We start from the raw sequence: 22777 nt of genomic DNA on the forward strand, positions 1-22777 counted from the left end.
ATAATACTTGGGTGTACTCTTAATTGAAGGATATTGTAAATTTTGTTACCTGTTTCTTGTTCTACATTTGCCAACGCGTCTATATTCCAAGGATTTAATACCAAAGGCTTTTCACAAATTGCGTCAGCACCTTGCCGTAAAGCAAAGCGTATGTGTGCATCGTGTAAATAATTTGGAGTGCAAATACTAACGTAATCGAGTTGTTGGTTATTTTCAAACTTTAATTTTGAAATATGACGGTCAAAGCGTTCAAATTCTGTAAAGAAATCTGCATTTGGAAAGTAACTATCAATAATTCCTACACTATCAAATTTATCAAGTGCGGCCACCAAATTATTATTGGTTTCTTTGATCGCTTTCATGTGGCGTGGTGCTATATAACCACTTGCTCCTATAAGGGCGAAGTTCTTCATATATTTCTTTTTCAGATAGGGGTGTTTTGTTAAGTTTCAAATTTATGTTTTTTTTAATACTTTTTATATTGTTTATTAAAATAATGTTACTTTTTATTGTCAGGCTGAGCTTGTCGAAGACTCTTTTCAGTTCAATTGCTTTGTCAGGCTGAGCTTGTCGAAGACTCTTTTCAGTTCAATTACTTTGTCAGGCTGAGCCTGTTGAAGACTCTTTTTAGTTCAATTGCACTTCGACATGCTCAGTGTGACATTGCACTACGTCATTGCGAGGCTTTTGAAAAAAGTTGTGGCAATCTTATTTCTATTGATGAGATTACTTCGTCGTTATCTCTTCTCGTAATGACGTTTCTTTTTTAGTTCAATTGCTCTTCTTCCCTTCGATAAAACTCAGGACAAGCGTTGCTCAGTGTGACAATACGTTTCTTTTAATGAATTACTTTGTCAGGCTGAGCTTGTCGAAGACTCTTTTTAGTTCAATTGCACTTCGACCCTTCGATAAAACTCAGGACAGGCGCTGCTCAGTGTGACATTGCACTACGTCATTGCGAGGCTTTTGAAAAAAGTTGTGGCAATCTTGTTTCTATTGATGAGATTACTTCGTCGTTATCTCTTCTCGTAATGACGTTTCTTTTTTAGTTCAATTGCTCTTCGACCCTTCGATAAAACTCAGGACAAGCGTTGCTCAGTGTGACAATACGTTTCTTTTTGATGAATTACTTTGTCAGGCTGAGCTTGTCGAAGACTCTTTTTAGTTCAATTGCACTTCGACAGGCTCAGTGTGACATTGCACTACGTCATTGCGAGGCTTTTGAAAAAAGTTGTGGCAATCTGTTTCTATTGATGAGATTACTTCGCCGTTATCTCTTCTCGTAATGACGTTTCTTTTTTAGTTCAATTGCACTTCGACCCTTCGATAAAACTCAGGACAAGCGTTGCTCAGTGTGACAATACGTTTCTTTTTGATGAATTGCACTACGTCTTTGGGGATAGATGCTACTTACCTATTTGATAATATTCAATTCCTTTTTCGGCTAAATTAAACATATTGTATTGATTTCGTCCATCAAAAATTATAGGTGATTTTAATAGTTTTTTGATCTCATCAAAATCTGGAGAACGAAATTCTTTCCATTCTGTTAATAATAACATGGCATCAGCACTTTCTAATGCTTGGTACTTTGAAGCTACATACGTTACATTTTTAATACCTTTCAAATAAAAACCATGTGCTTCATGCATCGCTTTTGGATCATACGCTTTAATTTTTGCACCTCTTTTTACCAATTCTTTGATAATGTAAATTGCTGGAGCTTCACGCATATCATCGGTTCCTGGTTTGAATGCTAATCCCCAAATACCAAATGTTTTACCTGTTAAATTTTCTCCAAATCGACTGATTACTTTATTTGCTATGACTAATTTTTGAGCATCATTAACGTCTTCAACCGAAGTAATTAGTTTTGCTTCATAATTATATTCCGAAGCTATTTTTTTTAAGGCCTTCACATCTTTAGGAAAACAAGAACCTCCATAACCACAACCTGGATAAATGAAGTTATACCCTATTCTGCTATCTGAACCAATTCCTATACGAACCTGATTGGCATCTGCACCTACTTTTTCACAAATATTAGCAATCTCATTCATAAATGAAATCTTAGTTGCCAACATAGCATTTGCTGCATATTTGGTCATTTCAGCAGAACGCACATCCATCACAATAAAACGTTCATGCGACATTGAAAAAGGGGTATATAACTGTTTCATTTTTTCTATTGCATACGCGCTCTCTGCTCCTATTACCACTCTATCTGGCTTCATAAAATCGTTAATTGCAGCGCCTTCTTTTAAAAATTCAGGATTTGAAACCACATCAAACTCAATAGTTTCATTTCTAATTTCTAATTGTTGTTGAATTGCAGCTTTCACTTTATCGGCCGTACCAATTGGCACAGTAGATTTATCAACCACTACCAACCTTTTCTGCATTGTTTTACCGATAGATTTTGCTACCGCTAATACATATTGAAGATCGGCTGAACCATCATCACCCATTGGTGTGCCAACTGCTATAAAAACAATTTCTGCATCTTTAATGGCTGTTTCTATATTTGTAGTGAAAAACAGGTTTTTATTCGTCACATTTTTCAAAACCATTGGTTCTAAACCGGGTTCGTAAATTGGAATAACTCCATTGTTTAAATTCTCAATTTTAGTGGCGTCAATATCTACACAGGTTACTTTATTTCCCATTTCTGAAAAACAAGTTCCTGATACTAACCCTACATATCCTGTTCCTATTACTACTATGTTCATATTTATCTTTTTTTGTCAGTCTGAGCTTGTCGAAAACCTTTTTAGTTCAATTACACCTTTGGTCCTTCGATAAAAACTCAGGGCAAGCACTGCTCAGCATGATATTTTATTATTAAATTTTAGGTTTACCATATTCTGTGTAATTTTTAGAAAATAAAATTAATTTATCCCAATCTTCATTTATTAATGCTTCTTTCTTTTTCCTACTCCATCCCTTTACCTTCTTTTCAATTATAATTGCTTCATTTATATCTGAAAAAATTTCAAACCAAACTAATTCTACTGGTCGTTTAGAAAAAGTATAAGCTCTTTTATCTCGCCCTAAATTATGTTCATATAACCTACGCTCAATACTATTGGTTACCCCTGTGTAATAAGAGCTATCTGAACATTTAATTATATATACATAATACTGTTTCATTTAATATAAACACTTCGACAGGCTCAGCGTGACATTTTATTTAATCAACATTACCTTTAGTGTCAGTCTGAGCTTGTCGAAGACCTTTTTAGTTCAATTATACTTTGGTCCTTCGATAAAAACTCAAGACAAGCACTACTCAGCGTGACATTTTATTTAATCAACATTACCTTTAGTGTCAGTCTGAGCTTGTCGAGGACCTTTTTAGTTCAATTATACTTTGGTCCTTCGATAAAAACTCAAGACAAGCGCTGCTCAATGTGACATTTTATCTTATATTTCTATTCTTTAATTAAAAACTCTTACAACTTCCCATCAACTTTACTTTTTAAAACTCCTTTTACATCGTAAATAATTCCATTATTATTTAAGTGGTTATTGAAATCTATCTCTAAAAATTGATGATGTGCTACGGCTAATACAATACCATCAAATTTATTTTGAGGCATCTTTTTTACAGTTTCGATATTGTATTCATGCTGTACTTCAGAAGGGTTCGCCCAAGGATCAAAAATAGTAACTTCAGTACCGTATTCTTTTAAATTTTGAATAACATCAACCACTCTAGTGTTTCTAACATCAGGGCAATTTTCTTTAAATGTGATTCCTAATATTAAAATTTTTGCTTTTTTTATTTTTATGTCGTGCTGAACAAACAATTTTATCACTTCTGATGCCACATAATTCCCCATACTGTCGTTCATTTTTCTTCCTGCTAAAATAATTTCAGGATGATAACCAACCTCTTGTGCTTTTTGTGCTAAGTAATAAGGGTCAACTCCTATACAATGTCCACCTACCAGCCCTGGTTTGAATGGTAAAAAATTCCATTTTGTTCCAGCAGCTTCCAATACTGCACTAGTATCAATATCTAATAAATTAAATATTTTAGCCAGTTCATTTACAAAGGCAATATTAATATCACGTTGTGAATTTTCTATTACTTTAGCTGCTTCAGCAACTTTAATAGTTGGTGCTAAATGCGTTCCGGCAGTAATTACGGTTGCATATAAATCATTTACTTTTTTACCAATTTCAGGTGTTGAACCTGAGGTTACTTTCAATATTTTTTCAATCGTATGCTCTTTATCTCCCGGATTAATACGCTCTGGTGAATATCCTGCAAAAAAATCTTTATTAAATACTAATCCCGAATTTTTTTCTAAAATGGGGATACACACTTCTTCTGTTGCACCTGGATAAACGGTAGATTCATAAATTACAATAGCGCCTTTTTTCAACACCTTTCCAACCGTTTCACTCGACTTCATAAGAGGTGTTAAATCTGGCTTATTATTTTTATCAACGGGTGTTGGAACTGTTATTATGTAATAATTACAAGCTGTAATATCTTCTAGATTGGTTGTGCAATATAAACCAGTTATAGGTTTTTCTTCATCAAATCCTTCGACAGGCTCAGGATGACATTGTTCAGGGCTACAATTAATAGGATTAAAATTTAGAAGTACTTTTTGAAGTATGTCGTTTTCTATTTCTAAAGTAATGTCTGTTCCATTTTTTAGTTCTGAAACCCGTTGCTCATTGATATCAAATCCAATTACAGGATATTTTGTAGCGAATAACCGTGCCAATGGAAGACCAACATATCCTAGTCCTATAATTGCAATTTTAATTTTTTCCTCCATTTATTTTCTATACTTATTTTATACTTATTTTAATACCCTATTTTATAGGTTATGTTTCACTTCTAAGAACAGTTCTCGATACCATTTTTTTTGAAAAATCACTCGAATAGACAACATTAATCGTTATTACGAGGAGTTAAACTACGTGGTCATCTTTTGCTTTGTAGTTCTGGACATGAGATTGCTTCGTTACTCTCGCAATGACACTTCGACAAGCTCAGCACAGGCTAACTTCTCACTTTAAACTTTAAAACTCATACTTTTTCAAATACCATTGCACCGTTTTCTCAATTCCAGAATCAAAATTCTCAGCAGCCTTCCACCCTAATTTCGTTTCTATTTTAGTAGCATCAATTGCATATCTAAAATCGTGTCCTGCTCTATCTTCGACATAGGAAATTTGAGCTTTATAGCTTTTTCCATTTTTAGGGACTTTTTGATCTAATAGTTCACAAATTTTCGCAACAATATAATTGTTATTCTGCTCGTTTTTACCACCAATATTATACACTTCTCCACTTTTTCCTTTGTGATAAGCAATATCTATTCCTTTACAATGATCCAATACATACAACCAATCTCTAATATTTTTTCCATCTCCATATACCGGAATATTTTCACCTGATAATGCTTTTCTAATTACTGTTGGAATTAACTTTTCGTCATGCTGTTTTGGTCCATAGTTATTTGAACTATTGGTTATTACCGTTTCCATGCCATACGTATGATGGTAACTACGCACCAGCATATCGCTACTTGCTTTTGAGGCGCTATAAGGAGAATTTGGTGCATAAGGGGTTTCCTCGGTAAATAAACCTGTTGCTCCTAAAGTTCCATAAACTTCATCGGTTGAAACATGTAAAAACTTATTATTTTCAAACCCTTTTTTATATTCAAATGGCTTTTCCATCCAGTATTTATAAGCAACATCTAACAAGGTAAAGGTGCCTTTAATATTCGTTTCAATAAAAATATCAGGGTGAGAAATAGAATTATCTACATGAGATTCTGCAGCTAAATGTATAACTCCATGAATGTAGTAATGCTGAAAAACACGTTCAATTAATTCTCTATCGCAAATATCACCATGTACAAATGTGTAATTTCGTTCGTTTTCAACCGATTTTAAATTTTCTGAATTTCCAGCATACGTTAGTAAATCTAAATTTACAATGTTATAATCTGGATATTTAAAAACCAAATGTTTAATTAAATTTGAACCTATAAATCCTGCTCCACCTGTTACTAATATTGATTTCATGTATTTAAATTTTAGTCCATTTAACAAAAGGTTAAAGATAAAGTTTTAAAAAGGAAAGGCAAAAATTTTATGTTCCTTTTCTGCTGAAAATATCCAACCCTAAATTATCAATAGAAATTAACATGTTGGCTTCCTTATAATTTTACCCAAAAAAACTTATTTCAATTTGGAAATACACTCTTCTAATGAATTTTTCCAATGTGGAATCTCTAAATTAAACGCTTTTTGAATTTTATTCGTATTTAATAAACTAAAATTTGGTCGTTTAGCGCTCGATTTAAATTCAATTGATGAAACTGGTTTTACTTTGCAGTTGTTTTTTGAAATTTTAACAATTTCAGTTGCAAACTGAAACCAACTACACTTTCCTTTATTTGAATAATGATAGATTTGTACACCATCACTTTTTAGCAAAGGAATTATTTGCATTATTGTTTTGGCTAAATCTGCTGTGTATGTTGGAGATCCAATTTGATCTGACACTACTGAAATTTGCTCTTTTTCTTTTGTTAACCGTAACATTGTTTTCACAAAATTAACACCAAACTCTGAATACAGCCAAGACGTTCTAATAATCATAGAGTTATTGGGATTGATTGCCAATAATGCATTTTCTCCTTTTAATTTTGAACTCCCATACACATTTTGAGGAGTTGTTTTAGCATTTTCGACATAGGGTGTTTCAGAAATTCCATCAAACACATAATCGGTTGAAATATGTATTAATTTTAGTTGGTTTTTTTTAGTAAGTTTTGCTAAATTTTCAACTGCAATATGATTAATTTCATTGGCTAAAATAGGTTCGTCTTCTGCTTTATCAACATTTGTATAAGCGGCACAATTTATAATTGTTGTAATCTTATTTTTTTTTATAAATGCTTCTAATGCTTCAACATCAGCTATATTTAATTGGTTTTTAGAAGTAAAGAAGCACTCAAATTCAGAAAAGTGTTTTTCTAAACTTTTCAACGTTAACCCTAATTGCCCGTTTGCTCCTGTAACTAAAATTGTACTCATTTATAATTTTAATTTATTCAAATAAATCAGCATTTTTAAATAATGGTTGTTTTTTATCTTTTTCTGAAATGATAAGATCTTTTTCGGCTAATTTCCAATCTATTTTCAAAGAAGCATCATTGTACATAATTCCTCTTTCAGTCTCTTTATGATAATAATTATCTACTTTGTAACTAAAAACTACTTCATCACTTAACACAACATATCCATGTGCAAATCCTCTAGGAATAAAGAGCTGTAATTTATTTTCTTCACTCAACTCAACGGCTTCATAGTGTCCAAAAGTAGGAGAATTTTTTCTAATATCAACAGCAATATCTAATACACGCCCTTTTACAACACGCACTAATTTAGATTGTGCATAAGGTGGTAATTGATAATGCAAACCTCTTAAAACTCCTTTGGTTGATTTTGCCTCATTGTCTTGACAAAAATTAATGGGTTTTCCTATAAATTGTTCAAATAATTCTTTTTTAAACGATTCATAAAAATAACCTCTTTCATCTTTATAAATTACTGGTTTACACAAAACCACATCGGGTATTTTAGTTCTAATAAATTTCATTAATTAAGTTTAAAGGATAAAGTATAAAGTATAAAGTATAAAGTGTAAAAAGTCCATTTTATCATCTTTTGAAGGTTTTTGAGTGTATTGAATCTAAAATATTCATTAATTCTTTAGATTCTTCTTTTAAAATACCCCAATTATTAGTTTTATCCAATATTTCAATTCTAATTCTAATCCCATAATTTGTTTCCCTAATTTCTTTTAAAGCAATTCCAACTTTATTCGAAAAATCAGCTTTTGATACTGCCCCTTGAGCTTCTTCATAATTTGTACCAACTGATGTTGCCAATTTTAATAGTTGTTACGCTATTACATTATACTCCTTTGAAGTAGGTAAATTTCTAACTTCTTTAATAATTTCAGCAGAAAACTTAAATAATCGCAATTGTAAATCATTCTTCATAAATTCCTTACCCTATTTTCCTTTCTCTTTTACACTTTCACTTCACCAATTTCAACAAATACTGTCCGTACTCATTATTATTGTATTCTTTAGCTATTGCAACTAATTGTTCTTCTGAAATATAACCTTTTTCAAAAGCTATTTCTTCAATACAAGCTACTTTTAACCCTTGTCTTTTTTCAATAGTTTGAATAAAATTTGAAGCTTCTAATAACGAATCTTGCGTACCCGTATCTAGCCAAGCATAACCACGCCCCATTAATTTCATTTTCAACTTATCTTGTGCTAAATAGGTTTGATTTACTGTGGTAATTTCCAATTCTCCACGTGTACTAGGTTGAATATTTTTGGCTATATTAATAACTGTATTAGGGTAAAAATACAATCCTACAACAGCATAATTACTTTTAGGTTTTTTAGGCTTTTCTTCAATACTACTCACATTATTATTTAAATCAAATTCAGCTACACCATAGCGTTGTGGATCTTGTACATAATACCCGAAAATTGTTGCTTTTTGATCATTTGAAACTGTTTTAGTAGCATTACTTAGCAATTTTTCTATACCAGCCCCATAAAAAATATTATCTCCTAAAATTAAACAAACATCATCATTACCAATAAATTCTTCCCCTAAAATAAATGCTTGTGCTAAACCATCGGGTGAAGGTTGTTCTTTGTATGAAAATTGCATTCCCAACTTTAAGCCATCACCTAATAATTTTTTAAAATTAGGTAAATCTTGAGGTGTAGAAATAATTAAAACTTCTTTGATTCCTGCTAACATTAAAATAGAAAGTGGATAATAAATCATCGGTTTGTCATAAACCGCTAATAATTGTTTTGAGGTTCCTTTTGTAATTGGATACAAACGTGTTCCAGAGCCACCTGCTAAAATAATTCCTTTCATGCTTTTTAATATTTATTGCTATATGCGAAAATAACTATTTAATATTGAATTTAATTGTAAACAATAACAAAAACATTTAAGCTACTAGCTTTTTATTCACCAATGTAAAATTACTTTTTTATAGTTTTTGTAAGAATATATTAATATTTTAGACAAAACAATACAATTTGACAACTTACTATTATGAACTACAAACATTTAATAACCTTTATTTTCATCTTTATTTCATCTATTGCTTCTTCTCAATTTCAAAATTCTAAAAACCTTCCTTTTACTTGGAAAACTGATACAATTCAACATGCTGTTCCTCTTTCTGAAATTCAAATTGTGTTACCAAAAGGCTCTTTTCCTACGTTAGACAATCCAATATTTGTAGGTAAAGATGAAGGATTGCACATGTTTTTTCCTATGGAACCTGTTATTGCAATTGAAATAAATGGTAAGGCTAAAGCATATTCATTAAACATTTTAACGATGCATGAAATAGCAAATGATGTTCTTGGAGGAGTTCCTATTTTAGTGACTTATTGCCCTTTGTGTAATTCCGGGCTAGTTTTTAATCGAAAATTAACTTATAAAGGAGAAATACATACTTTAGAGTTTGAAGCTTCTGGGATGTTACGTAAAAGTAATATGATAATGTTAGATAGAAAAACGGAAACCCTTTGGCAGCAACTTATGGGAAATGCTATTGTTGGAACTTTTAATAATGCGCAACTTGCTATTTTACCTTCTTTACTTATTTCAGTGGAAGATTTTTTTGAACGTTACCCTGAGGGAAAAATTCTTTCTAGAAAAACCGGTTTTACTGAAAGTGAGAAAAGATACGGACACAATCCTTACACAAAATACGACTCAAAAACGGCCCCTCTTAAACGCTTTTTTGATAATGATAAAGTAGACAAGCGTTTACCTGTAATGGAACGAATTGTTGATATTGAAAATAACGGTGACTACAAAATTTATAGTTTTACTAGCGTTGCAAAAAAAAGGGTGATTAACGATACTTTTAAATCTAGCAAAGTCGTTTTATTTTATAAATCTGGCGCAGTATCTATCTTAGATACCAGTGATATTACAACCTCTAAAAATGTAGGCACTGTTACTGTATTTAATGCTATTTTAAATAAGCAACATTTAATTTTCTCAAAAAAAGAAGGAGTTTTTATAGACAACGAAACAAAGTCTAAGTGGGATATTACTGGTTTTTGCTACGAAGGAAAACTCAAAGGAACACAACTACAAATAATACCTCACAGTAATCATTTTGCTTTTGCGTGGTTAGCTTTTAATCCTAACAGTGAAATTTACAAGGAATAAAATTTCAACTGTCAGGTTTTCCTGTTTAATAAGTCTGTTAAGAAAAGAATTTTAAATTAGTTTTTCAAAACACAATCTTGTTTAATCATGAAAGCATTGGTAATTTCTGGAGGTGGTAGTAAAGGTGCTTTTGCAGGTGGTGTTGCTGAATATTTGATAAAAACACAAGGTAAAAAGTACGACATATTTGTTGGAACTTCTGTAGGTAGTTTATTGGTAAGTCATTTGGCTTTAAATAAAATAAATGAATTAAAAACCATATTTTCAACCATTACAAATCAAGATGTATTTAATATTTATCCTTTCAAAGTAAAAGAGGTAAATGGCGAGTTTAACCTTAAAATTAACCATGTAAATACCGTAAGAGCTTTTATAAAAGGTTGTGGAACTTTTGGTGAAAGTAACAACTTAAGAAAATTGATTAGTCGTGTATTTACACCTCAGGATTTTGAGATTTTAAAGCGTACTTCTAACGTAACTTTTACTGTTTCAAACTTAACACTTCAAAAAGTAGAATACAAAGAAGCACATGAATGTACGTATGAAGATTTTTGTGATTGGATGTGGGCTTCAGCCAATTTTGTGCCTTTTATGAGTATACTACATAAAAACAATTGCCAATATGCCGATGGCAGTTTTGGAAGTCATATTTCTGTATTGTATGCCATTGGAAAAGGTGCTACCGAAATAGATGTAATTATTTTAGATGAAGATGAGAAGTCAACCAATACTCAAATAGCTACAAATCCTTTTCAGTCTTTAATGGCTGTTTTTAAATTTATGTCCAATCAAAGTGCTTTAAAAGATATTTTAATTGGGAAACTAAAAGGGAAGCAATCTAAAATAGATGTGAAGCTTTGGCGACCTCAAGAAAAATTGACAGATAATCCTTTATTTTTCAATCCAGTTCAAATGAAATCTTGGTGGGAGAAAGGGTATCAATATGCGAAAAATAACAAACCATTATGTCATTGTTTTTTACCTAATGGAGAAATAAAAGAAATGTAGCCCTTCATAAATATGAGCAATAGATATAACAAACACCTTTGTGTTCCAGAAAATGAATATCCCAAAATTGTAGTAATAGGTGCTGGTTTTGCAGGTATCAACTTTATAAAAAAATTAAAAGATAAACCTGTTCAGATTATTTTAATAGATCAACATAATTTTCATCAATTTCAACCTTTATTATACCAAGTAGCAATTAGTGGTTTGGAGCCCGATTCTGTAGTTTCACCTATTCGAAAATTGTTTAAATCGTGTATTAACATGATTTATAGAATGGCGAAAGTTGAATATATTGATACAAAAAACAACTGTGTTCAAACAGATATTGGTTATATTAAGTACGATTATTTAGTAATAGCTACAGGAAGTTCTACTAATTATTACGGTTCAAAAAATATAGAAAAATATAGTATTGGATTAAAAAGTATTCATGATGCCATTAATATTAGAAGTTGGATGCTTCAGAATCTAGAAAAAGCTGTTGAAGGTTGTAATTTTGAGGAAAAAGAGTCTCTTACAAAATTTGTAATTGTAGGCGGAGGTCCAGCTGGAGTTGAAATGGCAGGAGCATTGGCTGAATTTAAAAAATATTTATTAGGAAATGATTATCCTGAAATTGAAGGAAAATCAATGAAAATATTTTTAATTCAATCTGCTGATAGAATTTTACCCGCCATGTCTAAAAGAGCCTCTAACCATGCTTTAAAAGTACTAAAGAAATTAAAGGTTGAAGTTTTATTAAATAGTAAAGTAAAAGACTATGATGGAAACACCATTTTAATAAGTACAGAGAGTGGAGAACAATCTATTATCGCTAAAAATTTAATATGGGCTGCGGGTGTAAAAGGAAATACCATTGAAGGGATTGATAAAAATGCATTAGTTCAAGGTCATAGAATTAAAGTTAATACATATAACCAGATTGAAAAGTTAGAAAATGTTTTTGCTATTGGAGATATTGCCACAATGATAACTCCTAAAAACCCAAAAGGACATCCAATGGTAGCACAAGCGGCTATACAACAAGGAAAAACACTCGCGTATAATTTACTGTCAAAAATTGAAAATGGCAATTTCAAAGAACCTTTTAAGTATATAGATAAAGGCTCCATGGCAACTATCGGTAAAAAAGACGCCGTAGCAGATTTAAAAACAGTTTATTTAAATGGTAGAATTGGTTGGCTTCTATGGTCTTTTATTCATTTAATATCCATTACCGGATTTAAAAATAAATTTAAAGTTGGTTTAAATTGGATGTTTAAGTATCTTTCGTATGAAAAAGCAAACCAATTAATAATTAGAAAATATACAAGAAATCTTTAATTAAAAATTAGCTTCTTACGTAACATTTCTTCCCGTAAATAATAGCATATAATATCATGAATGAGTTAAACATACTGTCTTCATCTTTCGAAAAGATTAAAAATTATTTAGAAAGTAATAATGATACAAACCAACCAATTGTTCCTTTTAAAACTCCTTCAGAATTAAAAGAAGTTATAGATTTTAATATTGATAAAAATGGCGTTTCTGAACAAGAATTTTTAGAACTTGTAGATAAATATCTTGAATATTCAGTAAAAACAGGGAATAAACAATTTTTAAATCAATTGTATTCTGGTTTTAATTTTCCTGCATTTATTGGTGAGCTATTTACCGTTTTGGCAAATACTTCCATGTACACATACGAAGTAGCACCCGTAGCAACAACTATTGAAACAGAAATGATTCGTTTAATGAATAGTTATGCTGGTTATACTAATGGCGATGGTATTTTTGTAAGTGGAGGTAGTAATGCTAATTTGGTGGCGATGTTTTCTGCCCGCAACAAATTTTTACCTGAAAGTAGATTTGAAGGTTATGACAGAAATTATAAACTAACAGCTTTTGTAAATGAACAAGCACATTATTCTTTTGAAACTGCTGCAAATGTTTTGGGAATAGGTTCAAAAAACGTGATTAAAATAAAATCCGATACAAACGGAGTGCTAATTCCTTCTGAATTAGAAAATGAAATACTAAAATCTCTTCAAAGAAATGAAAAACCATTTTTTGTAGCTGCAACTTGTGCAACTACGTTATTGGGTGCTTACGACCCAATGGATGAAATGGCTAAGATTTGCAAAAAGTATCATCTTTGGTTGCATGCCGATGGTTCTTTTGGCGGTTCTCTACTATTAAGCGACCAACACAAGCATTTGATGAAAGGCATTGAAAAAACCGATTCGTTTACTTGGAATCCTCATAAATTAATGAATATCCCTCTAATTTGTTCAGCACTTTTGGTAAAAAAAAGAGGTACACTTCAGCATAATATAACGGATATTAATGCTGATTATATTTTTCATGATATTGATCAAATTGAAGATTTAGGAAAAAAATCCATTCAATGTGGACGTAGGGTTGATGCCGTAAAATTATGGTTCGCTTGGAAATATTTTGGTTTAGAAGGCTATCAAAAAAGAATTGACAATTTAATCTCTGTGGCAACTTATGCTGAAGGAATTGTAGAAAATAACACGGCATTAGAACTGCTTGCAGACCGACAATCTTTTGCTGTTTGCTTTCGATATATTCCCAATTACAAAACCGATTTAAATACCTTTAATTTAGAATTAAGAGAAGCCTTAAGAAAAAAAGGAAGCTCAATAGTGAATTATGGTTATATTGGTAAAACGCTCTCCATTCGATTGATTACTGCCAATGGAGAATTAAAACATTCAGACATTGATTTATTCTTTGACAATTTAATGGTAACAGCAAAAGAACTTGAAATTCAACATACACAACCTCGTCACCCATAAATGAAGGTTTGAAAAAGCTTTTGCCTTTATTTTTCTGAATTACACCTTATTTTAAGGTATGCTATTTTTAGCATAACCAAGCTTAATGAACTTCGAAAATGTATAATTTATTCCGTTTATTTAAAATATTTTAATTAGTGTAATTAACGCGAAAACACCCGTTAAAATACTGAGTATTAAATTTAAATTTTTGGCTAAACCTTTAGATTTAAGCTGAATTACTTTCGCGAAATTTGCATACATATAAAGTAACGTAAAAGTACCAATAGCAGAACCAATTACAAAAATTGTTATGTTTTGCTGCGAAAACTGAAGCCAGCCAGCAACATCTAAAGCGGTAGTTACACCACAATAAAATGGAATAGCAAACATATTTAAAGCGGATAGTAATAAACCAACCATAAAACTATTCTCTGCTTTTTCTTTTACAGATTCTGAAGGCTCTTTATCTTTTTTGTATTGACGGTAAAAATAAAAAGAGAGGAACACAAAAATTACAATCGCTATTTGTTGTAATGATTGTACAAAACCAGGGTTTCCTCTTAAAAATTTGGTAAATAGAATTGCAACATACGCTTGAAGTAATACAACTATTGAAACTCCAATAGCAAATTTAACTGCAGCTGTTTTGCTTTTGTTCAAGCTAATTTTAGCAGCGGTCATATTTAACATACTTGGGGTTAACGTTCCTAAAAATGAAGTGATAAACCCTAGGATAAAATGTATTCCTAATCCCATAATTATTTTAGTATAAAAAGAATAAAAACTAAGTCGATTTAATTTTATGGAAATTACAATAAGATTTTAAAACAAATTTGAATAATTCAAAAAAAATCAATAACATCGCAACATGTTTTTTAAGTTAAAATCAATTACCTTTAAAATTATAGTATATTTAAACTTATTTAAAAAGCAAAAATAATATTTATGCATACACCAAAAATCTTATTAGAAAGCTGGGTTTCTCAATTTAGCGACTCGCTTTTTTCTTGGGCATTTTACAAAACTTCCTCTAAAGAAGTAGCTGAAGATTTAGTGCAAGACACATTTCTTTCAGCGTACCATAAGATTGCATCATTTAAAGGTAAAAGTCAACCAAAAACGTGGCTATTTTCTATTTTAAATAATAAAATTATAGATTATTACAAAAAGAAATCAAAAATATTTACAATTTCTTCTGATGACTATTCTCAAGAAATGAAAACTACAGATGGTTTTTTTGACGAACATGAAAAATGGAAAAATGAATCTGAAATTAATGAACAACATTGGCTAGATAACCCAGAGTTTAATACCATTCTTTTAAGTTGCATTAAAAATTTACCAGAAAATTGGCAATTTATTATACAATCAAAATACATTTTAGACAAGAAAAGTGCAGACATCTGTCAGGAATTAAACATCACAAAGTCTAATTATTGGCAAATAAGCCACAGAGCTAAATTGCTGTTAAAAAAATGTATAGAACTAAATTGGGTAGCGTAATGAAAAAAATAATGAACATCTTAATGCTTTCTTGTAAAAAAGCTACCGAACTCATTGAAAAAAGATTAGTTACTAAATTATCTGCTATAGAAAAAATTCAATTAAAAATGCACACTTCCGTTTGTAGCCAATGTTCTACATACGAACATCAAAGTGATATTATTGAAAAAAGCATTGCCAAAATTCATCAACCAACTAAAAAAACACTAAAACTTTCTACTGAAAGAAAAGAACAAATTCTGAAACAGTTTGAAAAATAACGTACCAATATTTTTTTATTAATAGCGCCGCATTAAAGCTTTTAAAAACCAAACTCAAATTTACTTTCAACCATCGGTTAACAATTGTATATTAATTATGAAAAAATTATTTTCTATACTAACTTTATTTCTTACCGTGTCTTTTGTCAATGCGCAACAAGCAACAGTAAAAAACGTAAACCCAACAGAATTTAAAAATTTAATAGGAACAAATAATGGCATTTTATTAGATGTACGTACATCTTATGAATTTGAAGATGAACATATTAATGGTGCTAAACAATTAAATTATTACTCATTTAGCTTCACCAAAAATCTACTTTTATTACCAAAAGATAAACCAATTTATGTGTATTGCCGTTCGGGTTACAGAAGTAACAAAGCCTCCAAAATATTGATAAAAAACGGTTATAAAAATGTGTATAACCTAAAAAATGGAATTAAAGATTGGGAATCAGAAAAATACCCCACAGTTTCAAATTAAACAACTAAATAACACTTCTAAAAAAATAGTAAACGGATAACATCAATGAAATCAACACAACTCAAATCCGTTACACTATTCATAATTTTTTTTCTATTTTCAATACTATTTTATGCTCAAGAAATTGTTAAAACCTTTCATCAAGGGACCATAAGTACTGAAAATATAGTGTATTTAAAATCGGAGTTTGGAAACTTTAAAAATATCCCTAAAGAATTTGAAGAACAAGTGTTGATTGCATTATCTTATTTTCCCGAACTCAAAAACATTCACATAAAATTTAGGTTAAAGAATAGATTAACACCCTTAGCTACCAAACCCAATTTAATAAGCGTTTTTAAAAATGCGAAAAAGAGAATCTATATTATAACCGTAAGTACTAAAAGCACTTCTTATCTTGATACTATTATTTTTAAAAATCTAAATTACAATGCACAAATTGGTGTTTTGGGACATGAATTAAGTCACGTCTCCAGTTATTTGAATAACGATTTTAGCAAAATGTGGAACATCTTTTGGATTGAAATCTTTTCCAAAAAAAAAGTGAACGACTTTGAATACAACACCGATTTAAATTGTATCAATCACGGTTTAGGATATCAACTTTTAGATTGGAGTATCAATGTTCGTAAAAATCTGGGTAGGGTAAATTGGCTTGGAGCAGTCAATTTAACCGCTGATACAAAAAGCGAAAGATACATGAATCCATCAACAATTATTAAAATTTTAAACAATCATCCACTTTACCAAGAGGATTAAAAATCAACTTCAAACTAATAATTTGACTTATTTATAATATAACTTATATAAATTACACTTTATTTTACTCAACTTAACACACTGTAAAAGAAGTAAATATCCTATTTATTAATAAAAATATTTATTTTTTGTCAGGAACTAGAAATATCTCAGTCTATTTATTCAGTTAGCCAAAAAATAAACAAACTATAAAAATGATAACAAAAAAGAAACTTTTAAAAATAGCTCTTTTAATAATAAGTGGTGGAATTTTAATAGCCGGGGGAGTTGGATTTTATATGTTCAATAAACCGGCAAGAGATATTCAAAATACCAAAACAGATTACAGCTATGAAGCAAGTCAAATTGTAAATGAATATTTAACCGACTCTCAAAAAGCAAATAACAAATATTTAGATGAAGCAGGCAATTCTAAAGTACTTGAAATATCAGGAACTGTTGCTAAAATTTCTGAAGATTTCAACAATCAAAAAGTACTTCTTCTAAAATCAGCTAATGATAAAGCTGGTGTTAGTTGCACTTTTACTTCCGAAACTAATTCTAGTACTTCAACTATTAAAATTGGAGACCAAATTACCGTTAAAGGAGTAATTCGTTCAGGTGCATCTTACGATGAAGATTTAGAAATGTATGAAAACGTCATCATAGAAAAAAGTGACATCGTGTCAAATAAATAAGTAAATAATAATAAATCAAGTAAATAATTAAAATTAAAAACATGAAAAAAACAACAATCCTTTCAATAGTAGCAGTAGCTGTAATTTCACTAACTTCATTTACTGCTTCGGCACAAAAGCTAGTTAGTTCAAAAACACATTTTAAATTCTTTTCTTCAACTCCTGCTGAAGATATTGAAGCAAATAATTACAAAGCAGTTGGTACAATTGATACCAGTACAGGTGCTATTGTTTTCTCTGTACCCATGCAAAGTTTTGAATTTGAAAAAGCATTGATGCAAGAACATTTTAACAGTAAAAAGTTTTTAAATACAAAAGCAAATCCAAAAGCAAAATTAATTGGTAAAATTGCAGATCTTTCTCAAGTTGATTTTGGAAAAGAGGGTTCTTATACCGTTGCTATTTCTGGTAATTTAACCATTAATGGAGTTACAAATATCGTGGATGAAAAAGCAACAATAGTTGTTCAAGATGGAAAAATTGCATTCAATTCAACATTGAATGTTACGTTAGCCGCTTATGAAGTAGCCTTCAAAAAAGGAAAACCCTCAACAAATATTGCTAAAACAGTGGAAGTTACCGTTGAAGCAACGTATTAATTTTCACACCTCATAAATTCGTAAGGTAAAATTAGTTTGTATTCAGTTTTAACTATTTAATTTCTAATTTTACCCTACGTACTATTTATAATTAAAACAATGAATAATTATACAAATCACATAAAACGCCCAAATTTTGATACTGCTTTTGCATAATGAATTTGGAAAAAAATAAATTTTGTTTTAGATGTTAAAAGACCAATAAAGATATTTTTCTTATTGGTCTTTTTGTGTACATTCATTATTTTTGAGATAATTAATCATAAATTTTGTCAGGAAAGTTGAATATGTCAGTCTATTCTGTCAACTAAAAAAGATAATTTGCTTCACAAATTGAAAATAAAATTAAATGACTAGAATTAAAGTAATACAACATCCAGAAGCTACAGGTAGGTTAAAAGACATTTATGATGATTTAGTAAAAAAAAGAGGCCAACTCGCTGAAGTTCATAAAATTCAAAGTTTACGTCCTGAAAGCATTGTAAAACACATGGATCTATACATGGAGATTATGTTCTCCAGATCGGAGCTTTCAAGAGCCGAAAGAGAAATGATAGCCGTGATTACTTCACTTTCTAACCATTGTTTCTATTGCCAAATTCATCATTCAAATGCATTGAATAACTATTGGAAAGATGATGAAAAAATAAAAAAATTACGTAAAAATTATTTTGAAGCAGATTTAAATGAAAGAGAAATTTCGCTATGCCTTTTTGCTGAAAATTTAACACTACACCCAAATAAATTAAAAGACCCTAAAATTATTGAAGGTCTAAAAAAAATGGGGTTCTCTGATGCCGGAATTTTAGATGCAACCTTGGTGGTCTCTTATTTTAATTTTGTAAACCGAATGGTGTTATCTCTTGGAGTTGAAATTGAACAAGATGGTGGTACCGGTTATAACTATTAAAAAATATGAAAACATATTGCAAACAAAACCTAGTAGAAATAAAAAAATTGATATTAAAATTGTCTAATGAAGAATTTGTGTATGTTTCAAAACTGTTGTCTGAAGCAACAATTGGGCAACACATTAGACATATTTTGGAGTTTTATCAAAGTATTATAAATACCAAGAATTCAAGTGTTATAAATTATGACAATAGGAAACGAAATTTGGAAATTGAAACAAACAGTAGTGTTGCAATTCAAATTATTGATGAAATTTGTGCTCAATTAACACGTAATTTTATCAATAAACAACTAATTCTAGAAGGAAATTTTTGTGCAGATGAAGGAAGAAAAATACAAATTCAAACAACTCTTAATAGAGAATTAGCCTATTGCTTGGAACATAGTATTCATCATCAGGCACTAATTAAAGTGGGGTTAATTGAACTAGAGAAAACACATTATATTGAAAGTACTTTTGGAATTGCTCCAGCAACAATACGATATAAAAAAGTATGTGTACAGTAACATTTTTTCCATTAAATGATCGGGTTGTATTAACTTCCAACAGAGATGAAAAAACAAACCGTCCAACACTTTCACCAAAAACATACCAATTTGATGAAACTAAACTTCTTTTTCCAAAAGATAAAAAAGCTGGTGGAACTTGGTTTGTAGCTAAAGAAGATGGTACTGTGATTATTCTATTAAATGGTGCTTTTGAAAATCACCGTAAAAAAATAGGGTATGCTAAAAGTAGAGGTATTGTCCTTTTGGAAGTTATTAAAGCAAAAAAACCTCTGGAATTTTATAAAAAAATGAATTTGGAAGGCATTGAACCCTTTACTTTAATTTATTTTTTTGAAGATAAATTAATTGAAATGAAATGGGATGAAGAACAAAAACATATTTACAACCATGCTGTGACCCAAAATCATATTTGGTCATCAGCAACATTATATTCAAAAGAACAAAGGGAAAGCAAAAAAAAGAGGTTTGATAATTTTATCCACGACACCTATGCTATAACTGAAAATAAAATATTAAATTTTCATCAAAAAACGCAACTTAATAATAAAGAATACGATTTCATAATAAATAGAAGAAATATCTTAAAAACAGTGAGTATAACACAAATCTCAATCCAAAATAAGTCCATAAACATGAAATATGTAGATGTTGAAAATACTGAAATATTTGAAAATATAAAATTTTGAGAAAAATTAAAAACACCCTTCATAAAATTCTTCATTGGGAATATTGGAACATAAATGTGGTCTATTTCCCCATTTATTTTTACTGGATTTTTTTGAGTATAAAAGCAAAATCATTAGGTTTTTTTAATGCTAGTAATCCTAGAATTAAAAATGGTGGATTTGCAATGGAAAGCAAAAAAGAAATCTATGATTTAATTCCAAAAAAATACATTCCAGAAACGCTCTTCTTTAAAGAAAATGAAACAGTTAAAAATATCCTAAATACAATTCATAATTCCAATATACAATTTCCATTTATTATAAAACCCGACATAGGTTTACAAGGTCTTCGAGTCGCAAAAATTGAAACCGTTGAAGAATTAAAAGTGTATTTAAAAAAAGCAACTTATAATTTTATAATTCAGGAATTTGCTCAATTCCCTTTAGAAATAGGAATATTTTATTATCGAATGCCTAATGAAACCAAGGGGAAAATTACGGGAATTGTATATAAAGATTTTTTAATTGTAGAAGGTAACGGCATACATTCTATAGAGGAACTTATTACTCAAAATCCAAGATTTGCTTTACAACTTGATGCATTGAGGCTTAAATTTGGAAACCAACTTAAAGAAATTTTACAAAAAGATGAAAAACGAAATTTAGTACCTTTTGGAAACCATGTGCGTGGCTGTAAATTTACAGATGTCAGTGATTGGATCACTGATGAATTAACAGAAACCTTCAATACTATTTGTACACAAATTCCAGATTTTTATTTTGGCAGATTGGATATTATGTATCATTCCAGAAAAGATTTAGAAAAAGGGAAAAACTTTTATATCATAGAACTTAACGGCGCTGGAAGTGAACCAACACATATGTACGACCCTAAGCATTCAATCTTTTTTGCTTGGAAAGAAATCATAAAACATTATAATATTTTATATAAAATAAGCGCTTTTAATCATCAAAAAGGATATTCTTATTTAAATATGAATAGATGCAGGCAAATGGTATTAGATAATAAAACTTTAACAAATCACTTAAAATCTATCATCTAAATGAAAAATATTGCCAAATTTTCATTTATAAAAAACACTTTTGCTTTAGGTTTTTTTATCAGCTTAATGGGAACTTTACCATTGGGTTATCTTAATGTAATTGGTTTGCAATTATTGTTAGAAAAAGGAAATTGGGCAACTACTTTCTTCATTCTTGGAATTGTGTTTATTGAATTTTTTGTATTAAAAATAGCCTCTTTAGCTGCAAAATGGCTGGTTGAACAAAAAAAATTCTTATTGTTTATTGATATTTTCACCATTATTTTCTTTTCGAGTATTGCCTTTTATTTTTATTTCAATATTGGAAATGAGAAAAATTTTAGTATCTCAAAATTGCAATTGGTTCAATTTCCATTTATTTTAGGATTGGTGCTAAATAGCTTAAATTTTATGCAATGGCCCTATTGGTCTGGCATGTATCTTTACTTATTTAGAACCGAAAAAATAAAACCTAATACTCGTCAAAATACTATTTTTATTATAGGCGCTCTTTTAGGAACATTTGTTGGGATGATGCTTTTTGCTCAAACTGGAAACTATTTTTTAATCAATAAAAAGGCATTAATAGGTAAATACTTAAATAGTATATTCACTTTATTATTTGCAGGATTAGCACTTATCCAGCTTATTAATATGTTTCGAAAAAGAAGAAAAGTTAAGTTAATTTAAAGATCTAGAAATAAAATTATGAGCACAGATAATCCTATAAAACCCTTAAAACAAGTCAAAGGGTTAAAAGTTGGTAAAATAGTAACTGATTTTTCGTCTAAAGATATTTTTGGTAAAACACACACTTTAAGTAACTTAACAAAAAATGGTTATGTTGTGTTGATTTTTATCCGAGGGCAATGGTGTCCATTTTGCAACAAACATTTAAAAACGTTACAGAAACAATTTTATAAAATTTACGAAAAAGGAGTATCCGTTGTGGTTGTTACACCCGAAAAATCGGAATTCATCAAAAAAACCATTAAAAAAACAAGTGCTGAATTTACAATTTTATATGATGAAGATTATAAAATAGCAAAGGCTTTTGATGTACTATTTCTTCCAAATAAAATGATGCGTGTTGTGTACAATACGGTTTTAGGTGCTAAGTTAAAAGAAAGCCATTCTGATGCTAGTGAACAATTACCAATTCCGGCTACTTTTATTATTTCAAAAAAAATGAAAGTGAAATGGCGTCATTTTAACCCTGATTATAAAAAACGTTCAAAAATAGAAGACATTCTCATCAATTTAAATTAAATTTAAACTATGAAAAAATTATTTTTA

General features: G+C 30.0%; 26 protein-coding genes. 16 read left to right on the forward strand and 10 right to left on the reverse strand.

The features are described 5' to 3' along the window. From QM495_RS00720 to rfbA, 9 genes are all read right to left on the reverse strand, one after another. The coding region (locus QM495_RS00720; RefSeq protein ID WP_408670186.1) for a Gfo/Idh/MocA family protein at window positions 1-413 on the reverse strand (413 nt) is incomplete at its 3' end. A 993-nt stretch (window positions 414-1406) separates the two neighbouring features. Then, complete coding sequence (locus QM495_RS00725; protein WP_408670187.1) at window positions 1407-2729, reverse strand: UDP-glucose dehydrogenase family protein; 1323 nt, start codon at window positions 2727-2729, stop codon at window positions 1407-1409. A gap of 112 nt (window positions 2730-2841) precedes the next feature. After that, complete coding sequence (locus tag QM495_RS00730; protein ID WP_408670188.1) at window positions 2842-3150, reverse strand: GIY-YIG nuclease family protein; 309 nt, start codon at window positions 3148-3150, stop codon at window positions 2842-2844. 302 nt (window positions 3151-3452) lie between these two features. After that, on the reverse strand, window positions 3453-4796 hold the full coding sequence (locus tag QM495_RS00735; RefSeq protein ID WP_408670189.1) for a nucleotide sugar dehydrogenase: 1344 nt from the start codon (window positions 4794-4796) through the stop codon (window positions 3453-3455). A 247-nt stretch (window positions 4797-5043) separates the two neighbouring features. Continuing rightward, window positions 5044-6057, reverse strand: coding sequence for a dTDP-glucose 4,6-dehydratase (rfbB, locus tag QM495_RS00740; RefSeq protein ID WP_408670190.1), 1014 nt, complete (start codon window positions 6055-6057; stop codon window positions 5044-5046). A gap of 156 nt (window positions 6058-6213) precedes the next feature. Next, window positions 6214-7074 carry a dTDP-4-dehydrorhamnose reductase gene (gene rfbD, locus QM495_RS00745; protein ID WP_408670191.1) on the reverse strand — a complete coding sequence of 287 codons (861 nt, stop codon included), beginning with the start codon at window positions 7072-7074 and terminating at the stop codon, window positions 6214-6216. Between the two features lie 13 nt (window positions 7075-7087). Next, window positions 7088-7639, reverse strand: coding sequence for a dTDP-4-dehydrorhamnose 3,5-epimerase (gene rfbC, locus QM495_RS00750; RefSeq protein WP_408670192.1), 552 nt, complete (start codon window positions 7637-7639; stop codon window positions 7088-7090). Between the two features lie 61 nt (window positions 7640-7700). Then, a complete protein-coding gene (locus QM495_RS00755) occupies window positions 7701-7931 on the reverse strand; it encodes a four helix bundle protein (protein ID WP_408670193.1) in 231 nt (76 codons plus the stop codon). A gap of 151 nt (window positions 7932-8082) precedes the next feature. Then, a complete protein-coding gene (gene rfbA, locus QM495_RS00760; protein WP_408670194.1) occupies window positions 8083-8955 on the reverse strand; it encodes a glucose-1-phosphate thymidylyltransferase RfbA in 873 nt (290 codons plus the stop codon). Window positions 8956-9138: 183 nt separating this feature from the next. Between rfbA and QM495_RS00765 the strand changes: the two genes are divergently transcribed. The 4 genes from QM495_RS00765 to QM495_RS00780 all read left to right on the forward strand — a co-directional run bounded on the left by QM495_RS00765 (window position 9139) and on the right by QM495_RS00780 (window position 14087). Then, complete coding sequence (locus tag QM495_RS00765) at window positions 9139-10275, forward strand: DUF3179 domain-containing protein (protein ID WP_408670195.1); 1137 nt, start codon at window positions 9139-9141, stop codon at window positions 10273-10275. Between the two features lie 87 nt (window positions 10276-10362). Continuing rightward, window positions 10363-11283 carry a patatin-like phospholipase family protein gene (locus tag QM495_RS00770; protein ID WP_408670196.1) on the forward strand — a complete coding sequence of 307 codons (921 nt, stop codon included), beginning with the start codon at window positions 10363-10365 and terminating at the stop codon, window positions 11281-11283. Between the two features lie 12 nt (window positions 11284-11295). After that, window positions 11296-12606 (forward strand): NAD(P)/FAD-dependent oxidoreductase, encoded by a 1311-nt coding sequence (locus QM495_RS00775; protein ID WP_408670197.1) that lies wholly within the window; start codon window positions 11296-11298, stop codon window positions 12604-12606. Window positions 12607-12662: 56 nt separating this feature from the next. Next, window positions 12663-14087, forward strand: a complete 1425-nt coding sequence (locus QM495_RS00780; RefSeq protein ID WP_408670198.1) for a pyridoxal phosphate-dependent decarboxylase family protein — start codon at window positions 12663-12665, stop codon at window positions 14085-14087. A 120-nt stretch (window positions 14088-14207) separates the two neighbouring features. Here the strand turns inward: QM495_RS00780 and QM495_RS00785 are convergent, their stop codons facing one another. Then, window positions 14208-14825 (reverse strand): LysE family translocator, encoded by a 618-nt coding sequence (locus QM495_RS00785; protein WP_408670199.1) that lies wholly within the window; start codon window positions 14823-14825, stop codon window positions 14208-14210. A 189-nt stretch (window positions 14826-15014) separates the two neighbouring features. Here QM495_RS00785 and QM495_RS00790 point away from each other — a divergent pair, with 189 nt between their 5' ends. The 12 genes from QM495_RS00790 (at window position 15015) to QM495_RS00845 (ending at window position 22750) form a co-directional block, all read left to right on the forward strand. Continuing rightward, window positions 15015-15572, forward strand: a complete 558-nt coding sequence (locus QM495_RS00790) for a sigma-70 family RNA polymerase sigma factor (RefSeq protein ID WP_408670200.1) — start codon at window positions 15015-15017, stop codon at window positions 15570-15572. Continuing rightward, window positions 15572-15832, forward strand: coding sequence for a hypothetical protein (locus tag QM495_RS00795; protein ID WP_408670201.1), 261 nt, complete (start codon window positions 15572-15574; stop codon window positions 15830-15832). The genes QM495_RS00790 and QM495_RS00795 overlap by 1 nt, the downstream gene beginning before the upstream one ends. 97 nt (window positions 15833-15929) lie before the next feature. After that, window positions 15930-16316 (forward strand): rhodanese-like domain-containing protein, encoded by a 387-nt coding sequence (locus QM495_RS00800; RefSeq protein WP_408670202.1) that lies wholly within the window; start codon window positions 15930-15932, stop codon window positions 16314-16316. Between the two features lie 45 nt (window positions 16317-16361). Then, on the forward strand, window positions 16362-17075 hold the full coding sequence (locus tag QM495_RS00805; protein ID WP_408670203.1) for a hypothetical protein: 714 nt from the start codon (window positions 16362-16364) through the stop codon (window positions 17073-17075). A gap of 194 nt (window positions 17076-17269) precedes the next feature. Next, window positions 17270-17752 carry an OB-fold protein gene (locus QM495_RS00810; RefSeq protein ID WP_408670204.1) on the forward strand — a complete coding sequence of 161 codons (483 nt, stop codon included), beginning with the start codon at window positions 17270-17272 and terminating at the stop codon, window positions 17750-17752. 41 nt (window positions 17753-17793) lie between these two features. Continuing rightward, on the forward strand, window positions 17794-18351 hold the full coding sequence (locus tag QM495_RS00815; protein ID WP_408670205.1) for a YceI family protein: 558 nt from the start codon (window positions 17794-17796) through the stop codon (window positions 18349-18351). 349 nt (window positions 18352-18700) lie between these two features. Further along, window positions 18701-19261, forward strand: a complete 561-nt coding sequence (locus QM495_RS00820; RefSeq protein WP_408670206.1) for a peroxidase-related enzyme — start codon at window positions 18701-18703, stop codon at window positions 19259-19261. Between the two features lie 5 nt (window positions 19262-19266). Beyond that, window positions 19267-19770: a DinB family protein gene (locus tag QM495_RS00825; RefSeq protein ID WP_408670207.1), complete on the forward strand. Its 504-nt coding sequence runs from the start codon at window positions 19267-19269 to the stop codon at window positions 19768-19770. Continuing rightward, entirely contained in the window at window positions 19758-20459 is a 702-nt protein-coding gene (locus QM495_RS00830; protein WP_408670208.1) for an NRDE family protein, read from the forward strand. The genes QM495_RS00825 and QM495_RS00830 overlap by 13 nt, the downstream gene beginning before the upstream one ends. After that, entirely contained in the window at window positions 20456-21502 is a 1047-nt protein-coding gene (locus QM495_RS00835; protein ID WP_408670209.1) for a D-alanine--D-alanine ligase, read from the forward strand. The genes QM495_RS00830 and QM495_RS00835 overlap by 4 nt, the downstream gene beginning before the upstream one ends. Beyond that, window positions 21503-22171, forward strand: a complete 669-nt coding sequence (locus QM495_RS00840; protein WP_408670210.1) for a hypothetical protein — start codon at window positions 21503-21505, stop codon at window positions 22169-22171. It abuts the gene before it with no gap. Between the two features lie 18 nt (window positions 22172-22189). Beyond that, on the forward strand, window positions 22190-22750 hold the full coding sequence (locus QM495_RS00845) for a peroxiredoxin-like family protein (RefSeq protein WP_408670211.1): 561 nt from the start codon (window positions 22190-22192) through the stop codon (window positions 22748-22750). The last annotated feature ends 27 nt before the right edge of the window (window positions 22751-22777 follow it).

This window comes from Lutibacter sp., from assembly GCF_046055765.1.
In the GTDB taxonomy this organism is placed as follows: Bacteria; Bacteroidota; Bacteroidia; order Flavobacteriales; family Flavobacteriaceae; genus Lutibacter.